Source organism: Pseudomonas sp. 09C 129, from assembly GCF_002843625.1.
GTDB classification, from domain to species: domain Bacteria; phylum Pseudomonadota; class Gammaproteobacteria; order Pseudomonadales; family Pseudomonadaceae; genus Aquipseudomonas; species Aquipseudomonas chlororaphis.
The window spans coordinates 5,577,913-5,592,833 of sequence record NZ_CP025261.1 but is presented as its reverse complement, the minus strand read 5'-3'; the positions used below and the strand labels follow the sequence as shown (position 1 = coordinate 5,592,833).

Annotated in this window: 16 protein-coding genes and 2 pseudogenes; 7 read left to right on the top strand and 11 right to left on the bottom strand. The window is 61.9% G+C overall.

Going from position 1 to position 14,921, the window contains the following annotated elements; all coding sequences use genetic code 11:
- Position 1: 1 nt before the first annotated feature.
- A complete protein-coding gene (locus CXQ81_RS24905; RefSeq protein ID WP_101338834.1) occupies positions 2-1,126 on the bottom strand; it encodes a glycerophosphodiester phosphodiesterase in 1,125 nt (374 codons plus the stop codon).
- A gap of 250 nt (positions 1,127-1,376) precedes the next feature.
- Here CXQ81_RS24905 and CXQ81_RS24900 point away from each other — a divergent pair, with 250 nt between their 5' ends.
- Positions 1,377-1,709: a DUF2025 family protein gene (locus CXQ81_RS24900; protein ID WP_007925175.1), complete on the top strand. Its 333-nt coding sequence runs from the start codon at positions 1,377-1,379 to the stop codon at positions 1,707-1,709.
- A gap of 35 nt (positions 1,710-1,744) precedes the next feature.
- Here the strand turns inward: CXQ81_RS24900 and CXQ81_RS24895 are convergent, their stop codons facing one another.
- Both CXQ81_RS24895 and CXQ81_RS24890 read right to left on the bottom strand, forming a co-directional pair.
- Complete coding sequence (locus tag CXQ81_RS24895) at positions 1,745-2,068, bottom strand: antibiotic biosynthesis monooxygenase (protein ID WP_101338833.1); 324 nt, start codon at positions 2,066-2,068, stop codon at positions 1,745-1,747.
- Entirely contained in the window at positions 2,065-2,784 is a 720-nt protein-coding gene (locus CXQ81_RS24890; protein ID WP_101338832.1) for a CTP synthase, read from the bottom strand. The genes CXQ81_RS24895 and CXQ81_RS24890 overlap by 4 nt, the downstream gene beginning before the upstream one ends.
- 82 nt (positions 2,785-2,866) lie before the next feature.
- On the opposite strand from CXQ81_RS24890, the gene CXQ81_RS24885 reads away from it, so the two are divergent.
- A complete protein-coding gene (locus tag CXQ81_RS24885) occupies positions 2,867-3,760 on the top strand; it encodes a LysR family transcriptional regulator (RefSeq protein WP_371860912.1) in 894 nt (297 codons plus the stop codon).
- A gap of 1 nt (position 3,761) precedes the next feature.
- Here CXQ81_RS24885 and CXQ81_RS24880 read toward each other — a convergent pair whose 3' ends face one another.
- From CXQ81_RS24880 to CXQ81_RS24865, 5 genes and pseudogenes are all read right to left on the bottom strand, one after another.
- Positions 3,762-4,301 (bottom strand): DUF1003 domain-containing protein, encoded by a 540-nt coding sequence (locus CXQ81_RS24880; RefSeq protein ID WP_101338831.1) that lies wholly within the window; start codon positions 4,299-4,301, stop codon positions 3,762-3,764.
- A 90-nt stretch (positions 4,302-4,391) separates the two neighbouring features.
- Positions 4,392-4,829: pseudogene (locus CXQ81_RS31815) on the bottom strand (methyl-accepting chemotaxis protein); the annotation flags it as partial.
- Positions 4,830-4,943: 114 nt separating this feature from the next.
- Positions 4,944-5,711: pseudogene (locus CXQ81_RS31810) on the bottom strand (PAS domain-containing protein); the annotation flags it as partial.
- A gap of 323 nt (positions 5,712-6,034) precedes the next feature.
- Positions 6,035-7,126 (bottom strand): diguanylate cyclase, encoded by a 1,092-nt coding sequence (locus CXQ81_RS24870; protein ID WP_101338829.1) that lies wholly within the window; start codon positions 7,124-7,126, stop codon positions 6,035-6,037.
- 227 nt (positions 7,127-7,353) lie between these two features.
- Positions 7,354-7,962, bottom strand: coding sequence for a TetR/AcrR family transcriptional regulator (locus CXQ81_RS24865; protein ID WP_101338828.1), 609 nt, complete (start codon positions 7,960-7,962; stop codon positions 7,354-7,356).
- A gap of 204 nt (positions 7,963-8,166) precedes the next feature.
- Here CXQ81_RS24865 and CXQ81_RS24860 point away from each other — a divergent pair, with 204 nt between their 5' ends.
- Entirely contained in the window at positions 8,167-9,225 is a 1,059-nt protein-coding gene (locus CXQ81_RS24860; RefSeq protein ID WP_101338827.1) for an MBL fold metallo-hydrolase, read from the top strand.
- A gap of 103 nt (positions 9,226-9,328) precedes the next feature.
- Positions 9,329-9,886: an AAA family ATPase gene (locus CXQ81_RS24855; RefSeq protein WP_101338826.1), complete on the top strand. Its 558-nt coding sequence runs from the start codon at positions 9,329-9,331 to the stop codon at positions 9,884-9,886.
- Here CXQ81_RS24855 and CXQ81_RS24850 read toward each other — a convergent pair.
- A complete protein-coding gene (locus tag CXQ81_RS24850; protein ID WP_007925185.1) occupies positions 9,868-10,185 on the bottom strand; it encodes a helix-turn-helix transcriptional regulator in 318 nt (105 codons plus the stop codon). The genes CXQ81_RS24855 and CXQ81_RS24850 overlap by 19 nt on opposite strands.
- A 96-nt stretch (positions 10,186-10,281) precedes the next feature.
- Complete coding sequence (locus CXQ81_RS24845) at positions 10,282-11,085, bottom strand: helix-turn-helix domain-containing protein (protein ID WP_101338825.1); 804 nt, start codon at positions 11,083-11,085, stop codon at positions 10,282-10,284.
- Between the two features lie 113 nt (positions 11,086-11,198).
- Between CXQ81_RS24845 and CXQ81_RS24840 the strand changes: the two genes are divergently transcribed.
- Positions 11,199-12,011 (top strand): sulfite exporter TauE/SafE family protein, encoded by an 813-nt coding sequence (locus tag CXQ81_RS24840; protein WP_101338824.1) that lies wholly within the window; start codon positions 11,199-11,201, stop codon positions 12,009-12,011.
- A gap of 3 nt (positions 12,012-12,014) precedes the next feature.
- Here the strand turns inward: CXQ81_RS24840 and CXQ81_RS24835 are convergent, their stop codons facing one another.
- Complete coding sequence (locus tag CXQ81_RS24835) at positions 12,015-12,998, bottom strand: hypothetical protein (RefSeq protein ID WP_101338823.1); 984 nt, start codon at positions 12,996-12,998, stop codon at positions 12,015-12,017.
- A gap of 143 nt (positions 12,999-13,141) precedes the next feature.
- Between CXQ81_RS24835 and CXQ81_RS24830 the strand changes: the two genes are divergently transcribed.
- Together CXQ81_RS24830 and CXQ81_RS24825 are read left to right on the top strand one after the other, a co-directional pair.
- Positions 13,142-13,753 (top strand): phage holin family protein, encoded by a 612-nt coding sequence (locus tag CXQ81_RS24830; protein WP_007925190.1) that lies wholly within the window; start codon positions 13,142-13,144, stop codon positions 13,751-13,753.
- Positions 13,754-14,118: 365 nt separating this feature from the next.
- Complete coding sequence (locus tag CXQ81_RS24825; protein ID WP_101338822.1) at positions 14,119-14,832, top strand: phosphatase PAP2 family protein; 714 nt, start codon at positions 14,119-14,121, stop codon at positions 14,830-14,832.
- Positions 14,833-14,921: the final 89 nt, after the last annotated feature.

The following is a 14,921-nucleotide window of genomic DNA, read 5'->3' as shown; positions in this document are numbered from 1 at the left end:
CTCAGTAGCCGTTGGCCTCGAGCAACTGGCTGACGCTGCCGCTGGCCGGGCGCTTGACGTACTTGAGCAGCTCCGCGGCGCGGTTGGTGAAGATGCCGTCGACACCGGAGTCCAGGACCTTCTTGAAGTCCACCGGCTCGTCGATGGTGTAGACGTGCACCAGCAGACCCTGGTCGTGGGTGAACTGGTTCATCCAGGGTTGCACCAGGTCGAAGTAGCTCTGGTCGCCGCCATTGGTCAGTGCCGCCGACGGGCCGGTGCCGATGGCGCCCTGGGCCTTGGCGTAGCTGACCCACTGCTCGAACTCGGCCTTGTCCTTGGGCTCCTGCTTGGCGTAGTAGGCCGCCTTGTCCTTCTCGCCGCTGTTGGCGAAGGTCACGTCGGACTTGGGCTGCATGCCGCCTTCACCGATCCACAGCAGGAGGATCTTCGGCACTTTCGGCATTTCTTTCTGCAGCAGTTCCAGGCTGCTCTTCTCGAAGGTCTGCAACACCACCTTGCCTTTGCCCTGGCCTACCGCCAGGTCGCTTTTCGCCAGCTTGGAGCCGGCCGGGCTGAGCCAGCCGCGGTCCTGGAGTTTTTCCTTGAGGTCGTGCTCGATGCCGGGGAACTGCTGGGGCTCCTTGGTCTCGATGTACAGGCCGGGCTTGTGATGCGGGTTGCTCTGGGCGATGTCGATGATTTCGTCGAGGGTCAGGATCTTCAGGCCGACGTAGCTCGCACGGGCACGGCCGGGATAGGCCTGGTTGAACCAGCTGCCGGCGTCGAGGGTTTTCAGCTCGGCCATGGTGAAGGCGTTGGCCGGGCTGTCCTTGCGCTCGGGAAACTTGCTGGCGACGTCGGTGGTGCGCTGCAGGTTGTTGTCGTGCAGGGCGAACAGCACGCCGTCCTTGCTGCGTTGCAGGTCCATTTCCAGGTAGTCGGCGCCCAGGTCGCGGGCCAGTTTGTAGGCGGCGGCGGTGGACTCCGGTGCATCGAAGGACGCGCCCCGGTGAGCGATCACCGCAGGGTGTGGAATGCCTTGGCTGACAGCCAGTGCGGTGGGGCTTGGGCTGGCGGCCTGTGCCTGGCCCAGGCCAAGCATCAGGCTCAGCATCAGGGCGCTTTTGGTGAAGGTGGCAGGCATGGTCGAGGTCCTTTCGTGGAGGGCGATTTTCAAAGGACTACCTTTTAACAATTGAATGGCCGTTGTGCTATCGCGAAACCGACATAAATCTGCACCTGCGGCAAATTTTCCGACGCTTTTGTGGGGTGCTTTGCAGTACGCTTGCGCCCTGAAGTTTCCCCGTCAGAGGGAAGCGCGAAAACATTTCCACCCTTGCCTGGCGTGTAAACCATCGATCACCTGTCCTTCGGGACACTCAGTGAGGTTTACCATGCGCATCACATCCGAACTCATCTGCCAGGCCGCCGACCAGCTCAAGGGTTTTGTCGGTTTCAACCGCAAGAGCGGCCAGCACATCGTGCGCTTCAGCGAAGACTCCTTCGGCATGGACGTCGCCGACGACGCCATCACTCCCGCCAGCGAATTCGTCTGGGCCAGCGCCGAGGGCCAGGTCATGGTGCTCAAGCGCGAGCTGATCCAGTTGCTGCTGGAACAGAACATCGATGACCGCATCAACATCAGCGAACCCTTGCGCGTGTACATGCGCCGCACCGACCTGCCGGAGATTTCGGCGGTGCGCAATCTGCTGCCGGCGGCGCAATAACCGGGATGCGCGGTGGCTGGGCTCGCGATCAGGTCTCAGCGTTCGAACAGGTAGGCGCGTTCGACCTTGCACACCCGGGTGTGACAGGCCGCGTACCAGTCGCTGCGCCCGCGTTCGCGGGCGATGCGGTGTTCGGCCTGCTGCTTCCAGGCGAGGATCGAGGCCTGGTCCCGCCAATAGGAGACCGTGATGCCGAAGCCCTCCTCGTTACGCGCGAACTCCATGCCGAGAAACCCCGGTTGCTGTCGCGCCAGTTCGACCATGCGTTCGGCGATCTGCTCGTAGGCCGGGTCTGGTTCGCGGCGCTGGGCGCTGAAAATCACCGCGTAATAGGGCGCCTCGGGGGTATGGGCGATCATGCGTGACGCTCCAGGCAAGCGGCGAGCAGGGCGCTGACCAGGGGCGGCACGACGCCTTTGAGCGCTGCCCGTTCCGGCTGGAACAGGGTGGCGACAAAAAACCGCTGGTCGCGCAGTTCCACTGCCCGCAGATCGCCGGCCGAGTCGTAGCCGCTGGGGCGCAGGTCGTGCTCGAGCAATTGCGCCGCGAACTGCGGATTGACCCCGTAGCGACAGCGATAACCTTCGCTGATCTGGTGCTCGCCATAGGCTTCGGCGATGCGGCTGCCTGCGCACAGGTGAATGCTGTCGGTGGCTTCCACCAGGGCGCAGGTCAGCGGCGTGAGCAAGGCGCGCTCGGCCTCGGGATGGGTTTCGCCGTGTTCGGCATCGGCCCAGCCCAGCACGTTGCGCGCGTACTCCAGCACCGCGTGCTGAAAACCGCCGCAGGTGCCGAGGAAGGGGCGGTGCTGCTCGCGGGCAAAGCGGATCGCCCGCAAGGCGCCGTCCATCGAGCGGTAGGGGCTGGCGGGCACACACCAGATGCCGTCGACCGCTTGCAGTGGCGCGTCGCTGGTCAGGCTGTCGGTGGCCAGCCAGCGGTAGTGCACCTTGAGGCCGGTTTCCTCGGCGGCCATTTCCAGGGCCAGGGGAATGGCCTGGTGCGTGGTGACCTGAGGGTCGTAGTCGCCCACCAGGGCGATGTGCAGGATGGGCGGACGTGCGATGTGCGGCATGGACTTCTCCCAGTAGGGCCAACGCTTGTCGGTTGCTGGCCGTCACTATAGATTGGCGTTCACGCATTCAATATTGGCGTTTATCCAAGTGATCAATGCAGCCACGCACTATCGTCTCGACTACCCCGACCTGTCGCTGATCCTCGCCCTGGTGCGCGGTGGCTCCCTGGCCCGCGCGGCGGCGTTGTTGAAAGTCGATGTGTCCACGGTGTTCCGTGCGGTGCGTCGCCTCGAGGCCGCGCTGGGCCAGCAGCTGTTCGACAAGAGCCGCGCCGGCTACCTGCCCACCGGCCTGGCCCGCACCCTGGCCGAGCAGGCCGAACGCGCGGAACAGGCACTGGACGCGGCACAGATCGGGGTGGAGCAGGGCGGCGCGGTGGTCAGCGGCACGGTGCGCCTGACTTGTACCGATTCGGTGCTGCAGGGCCTGTTGTTGCCGGCGCTGGCTCACTTCATGCCGCGCTATCCGGCACTGGCCCTGGAGCTCAGCACCTCCAATGATTTCGCCAACCTCAGCCGGCGCGACGCCGACCTGGCCCTGCGCCTGACACGCACGCCGCCGGAGCACCTGGTGGGCCGGCAGTTGCGGGCGGTGTCTTACCGGGTCTGTGCCAGCCCGAGCTATCGGCAGTCGGTCGGGGCGACGGATCTGGCCGGACTGACCTGGATCGCCCCGGACGATTTCCTCCCGGACCACGCCACAGTGGCCTGGCGTCGGCAGGCATTGCCCGGCGTGGTGCCGGGCTATCGCTGCAACAGCATGCTGGCGGTCAGTGAACTGGTGAAGGCCGGACTGGGGGTGGCGGTGCTGCCGGATTTCCTGCTCGATGACGCCACCGCCTTACAACCCCTGAGCGACCCGCTGCCGGGTTGCGACACTACGCTCTGGCTGCTGACCCGGGCCGACTGCCGGGCGCTGCGCGCGGTGGTGACGCTGTTCGACGAATTGAGCCAGCGCCTGCGCGCGCCACAGTGAGTCATGCCTGGGGCGGGGCCTTGTGTAGGACGTGCTGGTGCATGTCCGAGGTCAGGCTTTCGATGCGTTCGCTCAGCTGTTTGGTCATCTGGGTCAGGCGGGTATTCTGCTCCAGCAGTTCGAGCAGTTGCGCGGTGTGTTGCGCGGCTTGCGCCTGGCGTTCGCTGTTGGCGATAGCGATGGCTTCGCGGTGCTGGGCATCAGCGTCGGTCTGGGCTTTGTCGCGTGCGGCCTGACGGGTCTGGGCCAGCAGGATCAGCGGTGCGGCATAGGCCGCTTGCAGGCTGAAGGCCAGGTTAAGGAGGATGAACGGGTAGACGTCGAAGTGCGTGACGCCGCTCAGGTTGAGTCCGACCCAGACCAGCACGATCAGGGTTTGTGCGCCGAGGAAGGTCGGGGTGCCGAAAAAGCGGGCGAAGGCTTCGGCCTTCAGGGCAAAGCGGTCGGTGCCGAAGGTCGGGGCCAGATGGGCGTGGGGACGGTGGAAACGCAGGTGGTCGACAGGGGCGGCTGAGGCTGTTTCGGATGGGGTCGGGTTCATGGCGGACTCGGGCGATGGGACTGCCGGTCACTATAGCCCGTTGCCCGACGCCTTCCCTGGCGTCGACACCGTTGATTGATAAACGCCGCTTTAGAGCGTGGCGCGCTCGTTGGCGAACATGCTCACCGCCTGTACCGCCTCGCTGGCACCGTCGCGAATCTGCAGGATCACCGTGCCGGCCTGATCCGCCAGGTCCACGCCCTTGGCCGCCCGGTCCCGAGTACCGTCCATGCTTTTGATGGCCTGCTGGGTTTCGTGCTGGATCATGTCGATCATCCCCGAGATTTCCGCGGTCGAGCCGCTGGTGCGGGCGGCCAGTTGCCGGACTTCGTCGGCGACCACGGCAAAGCCGCGGCCCTGGTCGCCGGCACGCGCGGCTTCGATCGCGGCATTGAGCGCCAGCAGGTTGGTCTGCTCGGCGATCGCGCGGATGGTGTTGACGATGGCGGTGATCTGCTCGGAGCGCTCGCCGAGCTTGGCGATCAGGGTCGAGGAGTCTTCGATGTTGGCCGCGATCTGACGCATTTCGTTGGCCGCCTGCTGGATCACCGAGGTGCCCTGTTCGGCAACTTGCCGGGTTTCTACCGAGATGTGGTAGGCCTGGGTCGCGCTCTGGGCGTCCTGGGCGTGTTTCTCCACCCTCGCGGTCACGTCGGAAGCGAACTTCACCACCTTGCACAGGCGCCCGGCGGCGTCGTACACCGGGTTGTAGTTGGCCTCCAGCCATACCGATTGGCCACGTTTGTCGACGCGCTCGAACTGCCCGCTGAAGAACTCGCCCTGGTTGAGGCGCCGCCAGAAGTCCTGGTAGGCATTGCTGTTGGCCAGCTCGGGTTTGCAGAAGATCCGATGATGCTTGCCCTTGAGTTCGGCAAGGCTGTAGCCGAGGCGATCGAGGAAGTTCTGGTTGGCGGTGATGACGCTGCCGTCGAGGTTGAACTCGATCACCGCCATGGCGCGGTCGATGGCGTGCAGCTTGCCCCTGGACTCGCTTTCCTGCTGGATTTTCTCGGTGACGTCGAGGGCGTACTTGACCACCTTGAAGACCTTGCCGTCGGCATCCCTGATCGGGTTGTAGCTGGCCTCCAGCCATACCGGCTGGCCTTGGGCATTGACGCGCTCGAAGGTCCCCGATTGGAATTGGCCGTTTTTCAGGCGCGTCCAGAGCTCGCGGTATTGATTGCCGCGGGTGAATTCGGCGTTGCAGAACTGGCGATGGGGGTGACCGATGACCTGCTCTGTGCGATAGCCCATGGTCTTGAGGAAGTTGTCGTTGGCCCGCAGGACCGTGCCCTCCAGGTCGAACTCGATCACTGCCATCGAACGGTCGATGGCCTCGAGCAGGCTGGCTTGCTGGACGATGGTGTGGTGCAAGGCGTCGATGGTTTTGTTATGGCGGTTGAATAACATGATGGCTGGTGCTCAGTGGGAAAAACCTGGAGTCAGTCCCTGTTGTCTGCGCCTGCATGCCGATAGCCCCGGAGCCTCGGCCTTGTCTGCTCAATGCCAGCATTCCATGACTGGCAGATAACCCTTGGAAGGGCACGACCCTGTCCGGAGCGTATCCTTGCTCAACGTCTGAGGTGAGACGCTGGGCCTGCGAGTTAATTTAGGGAGGTTATGTTGCACGGTCGAGAATGGCCGGCTCGGCTTTTTTGGGATAACCGCATAGCGGCATTATGCCGGCTTGGCTCGGAGTGGTGTTCGTGAAAGTTGTACAAAATGTTGGGTTTTTACATTTTTGTATAACTTTTCAAGGGCCGGTCGGCACGGAGGGTGTCGTTTACCGGACTGGCGGCGGCGACTTTGTTGCGCCCGGTGTTTTTCGCGGCATACAGGGCTTTGTCGGCCTCCATGAGCCACATTGCGGCATCGCGCAGCCCAGGGTGCCAGGCGGCCAGGCCGATACTCAGGCTGACCCTGAGTTGTGGAACGCCAGGATGGCGATAGTTGCTGAAGACTTGCCGCAGCCGTTCCATCACTTCGTGGGCCTGCTGGATAGAGGTCGTCGGCAGGATCACGCAGAACTCGTCGCCGCCATAGCGCCCGGCCAGGTCGTCCTGACGCAGGTTGAGCTTGAGGTCCCGGCTCAATTGATGCAGCACGGCATCGCCGAGGATATGGCCGTAGCTGTCGTTGATGTGTTTGAAGTGATCGATGTCGATCAAGGCAATGGTGCCGTGACAGCGTTGCTGCTGGCACTTGGTGAACTTGAGGTGCAGCAGGTCTTTCCAGGCGCCGTGGTTGAGCAGGCCGGTCAGGCTGTCGGTGCGGCTCAGCGCGCTGAGGGTGCGCTTGTGCTCGGAGAGCTTGATCGCCAGCCGGTAGCAGACCATACCCACCGCCATCGGGTAGAGGGTCAGCATCGGCAGGCAGGCGTAGATCTGCAGCTGGGTGGCATCCCCGGTGAAGGCAGGACCGAGCAGCAACCACGACAGCAGTACCCCGCTCAGTTGGGCCATGGAGCCATGGATGAACAGGCGCAGGCCACCGGCCGCGACGTTGTTCATTGCCATCATGGCCAGAATGGTCACCGTGGGCAGCGGATTGAACTGCATCGCCGCCGCCCAGAAACCACCGAAGAGCGAGTCGCACAGCAGGTTGCGGCGTTCGGCCTGGTAGGGGAAGGCCGCGCGGCTCGAGATCAGGTACGCCAGGTGCGGCCAGATAAAACCGTTGAACAGCAGGAACAGCCAAACCCAGGTCGGTTGCGGCACCGGGTACAACCCGGCGAATACGCTGAGGCTGCCAATCCCCAGCCCGACGATCCTGGGCAGGTAAATACGTTTGGCAAACGACAGCCCTTTGCCTTGTTGGTTATCCATAAATTTCTGCGCGAGCCCGGGTTTGAAACACTTTGTGGTGTTTTTATTGGCCGTCACCCTTCATTGGGCAAGGCGGCGAATATTGTCATTTATTCCAACAAGAATAATCAGTGTCCTTGCAGGCCATTTAGTGGAACGAGCGTACGCAAATGCCCATTGCAGAGCACTCGGTGCACGTCATGGCGGTCGGCAGATCCGCTGTCGGAGCAAATCGAGGGAGAAGGGAATCAGGCTTGATAGCAGGCCAGGAACATGTCCAGCGTGGACTCGACGACGCGCTGCTGTTCGTCTTCCTTGAGGGGCGGCCGGTTCATGGTGATCTGTGGCCAGAAGGCAAACGCCTTGAGCATGCCGTGGAGTTGCTGGGCGGCGAAGTCCGGGTCCAGGGGCTTGAGTCGGCCGTCCGCCTGGGCCGAGCGAATCCACACCATCAGGCTTTCTTCACGCTCGCCCATGCGCGCCACCATGTACTGGGCGCGCTCGGGGGAATGCAGGGTCGCGGCAATGGCGACCCGCGCCAGGTTGAGGAAGTTGTCATCGGCCAGCAGTTGCAGCTTGGCCATCAACAATTCCCGCAACTGTTCACGCAGGGTTAATCCGGGGTGGTAAAGAATGTCCGCCCGCGCCCTGATGCTTGCCCATAACTTATGCATGATCTCGGTGAACAACTCCTCCTTGCTGGGGAAGTGGTTGTACACCGTGCGCTTGGACACTCCGGCGGTTGCCGCGATCTTGTCCATGCTGGTGATATCGAACCCGCTGGCATGGAATTCGGTGATCGCCGCCTGGATGATGGCTTCGCGTTTGAGGTCGGTCAGGCGCTTGGGAGCTGTCATAAGTTGGGTTCGATGGCGGTCGTTGGCAGTTATCCGGGGGCAGTTTACTTAGTCCCGGGTTTGTTGCAATCTAGAAAAAACTACACTGTGCAGTGTAGTTAATGACAGAAAAAACGATGGTCGGCTGACGCTTGCGTGCATTGGCCTTTGTCGTTCCGCAGAGAATCACCGGAGCCTTTTCGGGTTCCTTGGAGTCACTGATTCATGGCCACTCTCTCTTCCCGTGCAGACAGCGCCTCACGTCCCGAAACGTCCCTGCAGGAACAAGGTGCGTTCCGTAATCACACGCCGGTACGACGCGCCGGGCTGGGCAAGACGCTGGGTATTTTCTGGCGCATGCTGTTCCACAAACCGCGTAATACCCGCCCGGTCGGGGCCATCCCGGTGCAGCCATTGACCCACGAACAGCTGCTGGCGGCGCCGAACCAGAGCGTCTACCGCCTGGGGCATTCGACGGTGCTGTTGAAGCTGCATGACAAGTTCTGGATCACGGATCCGGTATTCGCCGAACGCGCATCGCCGGTGCAATGGGCCGGTCCCAAACGTTTCCACCAGCCGCCTATAAGCCTGGAGCAATTGCCACCGATCGAAGCGGTGATCCTGTCCCATGATCACTACGATCACCTGGACCACCAGACCGTGCTCAAGCTGGCGGACAAGACCCGCCATTTCCTCACCCCCCTGGGCGTGGGCGATACCCTGGTGAAGTGGGGTGTGCCGGCCGACAAAGTGCGTCAGCTGGACTGGTGGGAAGGCACGGAAGTCGATGGCATTCGTCTTATCGCCACGCCGTCCCAGCATTTCTCCGGCCGTGGCCTGTTCGATGGCAACAGCACGCTGTGGGCCTCCTGGGTGATGATCGATGGCGACAGCCGGATCTTCTTCAGCGGTGACACCGGTTACTTCGACGGCTTCAAGCGGATTGGCGAGCGTTACGGCCCTTTCGACCTGACCCTGATGGAAACCGGCGCCTACAACGTCGAGTGGCCGGGCGTGCACATGCAGCCTGAGCAGACCCTGCAGGCGCACATCGACTTGAAGGGCCGCTGGTTGTTACCCATCCACAACGGCACGTTCGACCTGTCGATGCATGCCTGGTACGAACCGTTTGACCGTATCCTTTCGCTGGCCTGGGAACGCAGCATCGCCATTGCCACGCCGCAGATGGGCGAGGCCTTCAACCTGTCGCACCCGCAGCGGGGGCACGCCTGGTGGGTGGAGGTCGACCCCATGGCCGAGCAGGTAACGGCAAGCGATCTGTAGACCCTTCATCGGCTACTCCCCGAGCCCGGCTATCGCCAGGTTGCCGTGCCCGGGCCTGGGGAGTATCTAGAGAACTCCCCCAATACCCTCGACGGACCTGGTGATGGCTTATCGGCTTCATCTGTTTGGCGCGTCTGGTTCCGGCACCACGACCTTGGGCCAGGTGCTGGCCCAGCGTTTGGGTATTGCCCACTTCGATTCCGATAACTTCTTCTGGCGCCCCAGCGAACAGCCTTTCAGCCTGCGCCGTCCCCGGGACGAGCGCATCCAGCTGTTGCGGCAGCAGGTGGCCGGGTTGGACAGCTGGGTGTTGTCCGGCTCCTTGTGCGGTTGGGGCGACCCGATGATTGAGGCTTTCACCCATGCCATTTTCCTCCGCCTGGACCCCGAGGTCCGCCTGCAGCGTTTGCGGGTGCGCGAGTTTCAGCGTTACGGCGAGCAGATCCATGAGGGCGGCGAACGCCATCTCGCGACTCAAACCTTTCTTGCCTGGGCGGCTGGCTACGACACGGGTGGCCAAGGTACGCGCAGCCTGCGGCGGCATGAGAGCTGGATCACCGGGCTGAGCTGCCCGGTAATCCGCCTCGATGCCACTCACCACTCGGTGCAGGCATTACAGGAAGAGGTATTGAGCGCCCTGGATCACTCGATCATGGCGTAGTCGGGCCGTTCCATCGGGTTGGGCGTCGCACCCTTGATGTTCATGCCACGCCCCGGAGCGAAACCGGGGAAGAACACCAGGCCTTCTGCTTCCAGGCGAAAGGCCAGGGCCAGTCGGGTCACGTCGAGCAATTCGCCGCCCGCCTCGAAGCGGTGAATGGCGGCTATCGAGACGCCGGATTCCTGTGACAGCTGTTCCTGGCTCCACCCCAGCATGGCGCGGGCCTGAATGCAGTGTTCTGGGGTGAACTGGAAGAGGGCGATACGTTCCAGGGTGACTTTCATCGCGAGTGAGGCCATGGGATTTCTCCGGAAGCGGGTGAAAATGAGTCAATAAAGTACTGTTTATTTGTACAGTTGTTTTGCTCCCGGATCAAACTCATTTTGCCGATCGCCTCAACGTCTTCGTGACAAGTCTTGTCCCGGCGCTATGCCCCCGGTTTCCAGGTAGGCGCTGGGCGCTTGCCCCGCTACCCGGCGGAACATGGTGGAAAAGGCGGCGGGGCTGTCATAACCGAAATCGAGGGCGATTCGCGTCACCGACTCGCCTGCGGCCAGTCGGGGCAAGGCCCTGACCACGCAGGCGCGCTGGCGCCACTGGACGAAACTCATGCCGGTCTGCTCGCGGAACAGGCGGTTGAAGGTGCGCAGGCTGATGTGCAGCTGTTGCGCCCATTGCTCGGGAGACTGGTGGGCATCGGGTTGTTGCAGGAAGGCCTGGCACAGGGTGAGCAGGCGTGGCATTTCGGGCAGGGGAATGTGCAGGGGCAGGCGGGTGGTACGGCTCAGTTCATGCAACAACAGGCTGACCAGCACACCGTCGCGTCCGTTCTCGTCGTACGCCAGCGGCAGATCCACCGCCTCCATCAGCAACTGGCGCATCAGTGGCGACACGCTGATCACCTGGCACTCATCGCTCAGGGCCGGCATGGCCGCCGGTTCGATGTACAGGCTGCGGGTACTGACCCCGAGCATCAGCACCTCATGGGCCACCCGGGGCGGAATCCATACCGCACGCTGTGGCGGCACCACCCAGCGGCCATTCGTGGTGCTGACCTGCATCGCCCCGGTGGCGCCATACAACAGTTGCGCGCGACGATGGCTGTGGCTCGGCAACAGGTGGCCCTGGGGGTAATCGGTGCCGATCGCCACCACGGCGCGTGGGGTGTGATCCAGCAGGTCGATCGAAGTGTTACGCATGGCGTCGGCGTCCGCGGGTTGGCGTGAATGCAAATAGTATTGGCTAACTTGCTAAGGCCGGCCAAGCCCTGGCGCTCTATCGTCGAGGTCTTCTGCTAACGGAGAACCCTTCGATGTTTTATCTATGGCTGGCGGTGTTCGGCTGCATGAGCGGGATCAGCTCGGTGCTGTTCGGTTTTGGCGGCGGCTTTGTGGTGGTGCCGCTGCTGTATCGCATGTTGCTGAGCAGCCATGGCGCTGACGATGCCGTCGCTCAGTCGGCCATGCATATAGCGGTCGCCACCTCGACCTGCGTGATGATCGTCAACGCGCTGATGGCCACCGGCAAACACCGCCGCGCGGGCAACCTGATTCGACATTATCTGTGGCCGCTGGGTGGCTACATCGGGCTGGGAGCTATAGCGGGGGCGGTCCTGGCAATGGCGGTGAGTGGTGAGGCGATGCGCTACGCCTTTATCGCCTACCTGGCGCTGACCATTGCCGATTGCCTGATGCGTCGTGGCTTTCTTGAACAGAGCGACACCCGTGCGCCGCGCTGCCTGGGGCGACTGGAAAACACCGGAGGCCTGGGCATCGGGGCCATTGCTACCTTCCTGGGTGTCGGCGGCAGTGTGATGACCGTGCCCCTGCTGCGCCGTTGTGGCTTGAGCATGACCCAGGCCACCTCCATGGCCAACCCGCTGAGCGTGCCGGTAGCCCTGGCCGGGGCCTTGACCTATATGGCCATGGCCGGCTTCAGTCGCTTCGATCTGGGCCCCTGGTTTATCGGCTATATCGACCTGCTGGCGTTTGCCGTGCTGACCCTCGGCTCATTGCTGGGCATGTGCCTGGCCTCACCGTGGATCGGGCGCATTCCCGACCGGCTGCATGCGCGGGTGTATATCGGCCTGCTGGTGCTGGTAATGCTCGGCATGCTGGTTCGCTAAGGGTTAGCCCAGCGCCAACCCCGGCGCTTCACGAATGATGAAGTGGTCGAGGTTCTCGATGTTGGCGCTGAATACCCCGAACGTCTGTTCGGGGTGTTTTTTGCTTGGCACCTGTTTCAGCTCCGGGGTCACGCCATAAAAGAAGCAATACAGCTCTTGTTCGCTGTCGATCGCATGCTTGATCTCTTCGAGGAAGGCTTTGCGCTTGCGGTAGCTCTCGATCAGTTTTTTGCTCAGGTAGACGTTGACCGAGTAGGGCTTCTTTTTCGTCTCGTCCGCCTGTTTGAACCAGACCTTCTGTTCGAAGTCGATGCGAAAGCTCTGGGTGTAGTCCTTGATCTCCTTGATCTTGCCCCAGTAGATCAACCCCTTGTTGTCCAGCAGGTATTCGATCTTCTTGAAGAACGAGGCATAGGACGCCGTGTGTTCGCCGATCTTCAGCGGCATGCGCTTGAGCAGCTCCTTGTCGTCGATATTCGACACAAAACACTCCACCGGATGAGCGAAGACACTGGTCTTGTCTGGGGTGCCGGCCTGAGCCGGGGCTGGCGTGCGCGGGCTGGAGGAGGGGGCTGGCGCGGCAGTTCCTGGCGTATCGCTATCCGCTGCCGGGCTGGCGGGCTTGCGCACATATTCGCGGCGGGCCAGCAGCAATTCCGATGGGAAGTGCTCCTCCCGATCATCCTCGTCCGGCGTACCCTCCACCCCGGCTGCCAGCGTCCTGCTGGTGCCATACGGGCAGCCTTCGATATGCCGGGTGCCAGGCAGGTTCTTGAAATGCGGGGTGCGGATGTAATTGACGTTCTTGGCATTGAAGGTCCCCAACTGATTGTCAGCGGCAAAGGTGGCGCGACAGGCATCGTTGGGGCACTGGAATTGTTCCTTGGCTGAGTCGAAGGCCATGGTCTCGTCGAAATTCAGATCGCGCACGTCATAGATCGACAGCTTGTCGTCGAGGCTGATGCAGTAGGCGGTGTCGAATTTCATGGGGGCTCGGGTCCTTGAGTGAAGAAGGCTATTAATAGCGGGTGGCGCAGTGGAGTGCACTGATCTTTTCAAGCATGGGCGCTGATCTCGGCATAACCTTGTAGGTAGCACGTTCCACTCATCACCGGAAAAGGCTCAGGTTCATGTCTGACGGTAATCGCATCAATATCGGCTCCATTGGTGATGCCAACCACATCAACATTGCCCAGAATCAGGCGCCTGAACGCACCAGCATTCAGTTCGTCATCGATCCCAGGAGTGTCGAGCGGGTTAGCCGGGGCAGCGTCATCAAAGGCGCGGTGGCGTTTTTTCTATCGCTGCCGGCGCTGGCGCTTTCGGTCATGTCGATCCTGGCCGACGCGTTGGGCATCCTTTCCTACTTCAATGTGGAGTCGCGGATCCTGGCCTACCTCATCATGGCCGCCGCCATGGGCGGGGTGATGCTGTGCAACGGCAAGCGCAAGATGGCCACCGCCAGCATTGCGCCCGACCAGGCCCGATTCATCGATGGGCGTTGGGTCGAGCGTGATGAAAGTGGCGATTACCTGCTGTATCGCAATACCGCGCCCTGCAATTACGAAAACTGCCACGGTACCGTGCGTATCCAGACGCCACCGCCGCGCGAACAGCATAACCACGATCTGATCGGCGTCTGCGATATCGGCGGCAAGCAACACACCTATCGCGTCGACTTCAATGGCGTCGGCGAACGGCAGCATTTCGACTGGCGTCCGCTGGAACAGAACAAGCCATGACCCCGTTCCAACCACGCCCTTGGTAGGGCGGGCGTGCTCACGAAAAATCCCCCGTCGGGACCAATCAAACTGACAGCCTTCCTGAGTCTTGCCAGGTCATGGCGGCTGCATGAGGGGCATGAAATTTCCTACAGTTCTAATTAACAAAACTCTCACCATATAGAGACGATTCCTACGAGTTAAAGCTTGTAAAAACAAAAGCTTAGGTGTCTTGAACAGTCCTGGCAGAGAACGTCACACCTTTGGCAAGGAGGGACAAGTAAGCCTCGAACAAATGGCCGATAAGAAGGCGCCGGCCTCATGAATGAAGGCCCGGTGGGAACCAGCCAGACGGCTTTTCCCCTCACAATAACGAGGACCTCCATATGCCTGTTCTTGCGCGTTCATTGTTGTTTTGTCTGGCCCTGTCCGGCACCGGGGCCGTCCTGGCGGAACAGGCAGCCTTGCCTTATCTGCCGGCCAATCAGTTCCGGTTGGCTGACTACCTGCCACCACCTCCAACTGTTGATTCATCGTTGCAACAAAGCGATTTGACAGCCGTGCTGGCGGCCCAGGCAGCACGCAGTAGCGCTCAGGTGAGCCGGGTCCAGCAGGATGATGAATGGGAAGACAGCGTGTTCCACTTCGCCAGGGAATCCCTCGGCGCCGGTTTCAGCATTGAGCGCTTGCCCCTGACCCGGGCCTTCTTCCGGCGGGCCCAGGAAGACCTGGTGCAATTCCTGATGCCGGCCAAGCACAGCTATGGTCGGCCGCGCCCTTACGAAGCCTCGGCACTGGTGAAGCCAGTATTGCCGCCACCGGAGGGCGATTCCTACCCCAGTGGTCACTCGATGAATGGTTATCTCAATGCCACCTTGCTGAGCATGGCGCTGCCGGAGAAACGCAGCGAGTTGTTCAGCCGCGCACAGATCAATGCCGACAGCCGGGTCATCGCCGGTGTGCATTTCCCCAGCGACCTGGAGGGCGGAAAGATCAGTGCCGCGGTGTTGGCGGCCCGGCTGCTGGACGATCCCCGCGCGGCGGCGGATTTCGAGGCGGTGAAAAAGGAGATTCGTGGTGTCCTGGTCTCCGCCGATTGAGTTCCGGGTTGGATGATTTGCCTGGAGTCGGGGATACCGGGTCTCAATAAAAAAGCCCTGAGCAAGTCAGGGCTTTTTTTGATCTTTCG

What these genes read in the sequence shown, in the direction of transcription:
- CXQ81_RS24905 (WP_101338834.1), bottom strand. Translation starts at nt 1,126, where the DNA reads ATGCCTGCCACCTTCACCAAAAGCGCCCTGATGCTGAGCCTGATGCTT.
- CXQ81_RS24900 (WP_007925175.1), top strand. Translation starts at nt 1,377, where the DNA reads ATGCGCATCACATCCGAACTCATCTGCCAGGCCGCCGACCAGCTCAAG.
- CXQ81_RS24895 (WP_101338833.1), bottom strand. Translation starts at nt 2,068, where the DNA reads ATGATCGCCCATACCCCCGAGGCGCCCTATTACGCGGTGATTTTCAGC.
- CXQ81_RS24890 (WP_101338832.1), bottom strand. Translation starts at nt 2,784, where the DNA reads ATGCCGCACATCGCACGTCCGCCCATCCTGCACATCGCCCTGGTGGGC.
- CXQ81_RS24880 (WP_101338831.1), bottom strand. Translation starts at nt 4,301, where the DNA reads ATGAACCCGACCCCATCCGAAACAGCCTCAGCCGCCCCTGTCGACCAC.
- CXQ81_RS24870 (WP_101338829.1), bottom strand. Translation starts at nt 7,126, where the DNA reads ATGGATAACCAACAAGGCAAAGGGCTGTCGTTTGCCAAACGTATTTAC.
- CXQ81_RS24865 (WP_101338828.1), bottom strand. Translation starts at nt 7,962, where the DNA reads ATGACAGCTCCCAAGCGCCTGACCGACCTCAAACGCGAAGCCATCATC.
- CXQ81_RS24860 (WP_101338827.1), top strand. Translation starts at nt 8,167, where the DNA reads ATGGCCACTCTCTCTTCCCGTGCAGACAGCGCCTCACGTCCCGAAACG.
- CXQ81_RS24855 (WP_101338826.1), top strand. Translation starts at nt 9,329, where the DNA reads ATGGCTTATCGGCTTCATCTGTTTGGCGCGTCTGGTTCCGGCACCACG.
- CXQ81_RS24850 (WP_007925185.1), bottom strand. Translation starts at nt 10,185, where the DNA reads ATGGCCTCACTCGCGATGAAAGTCACCCTGGAACGTATCGCCCTCTTC.
- CXQ81_RS24845 (WP_101338825.1), bottom strand. Translation starts at nt 11,085, where the DNA reads ATGCGTAACACTTCGATCGACCTGCTGGATCACACCCCACGCGCCGTG.
- CXQ81_RS24840 (WP_101338824.1), top strand. Translation starts at nt 11,199, where the DNA reads ATGTTTTATCTATGGCTGGCGGTGTTCGGCTGCATGAGCGGGATCAGC.
- CXQ81_RS24835 (WP_101338823.1), bottom strand. Translation starts at nt 12,998, where the DNA reads ATGAAATTCGACACCGCCTACTGCATCAGCCTCGACGACAAGCTGTCG.
- CXQ81_RS24830 (WP_007925190.1), top strand. Translation starts at nt 13,142, where the DNA reads ATGTCTGACGGTAATCGCATCAATATCGGCTCCATTGGTGATGCCAAC.
- CXQ81_RS24825 (WP_101338822.1), top strand. Translation starts at nt 14,119, where the DNA reads ATGCCTGTTCTTGCGCGTTCATTGTTGTTTTGTCTGGCCCTGTCCGGC.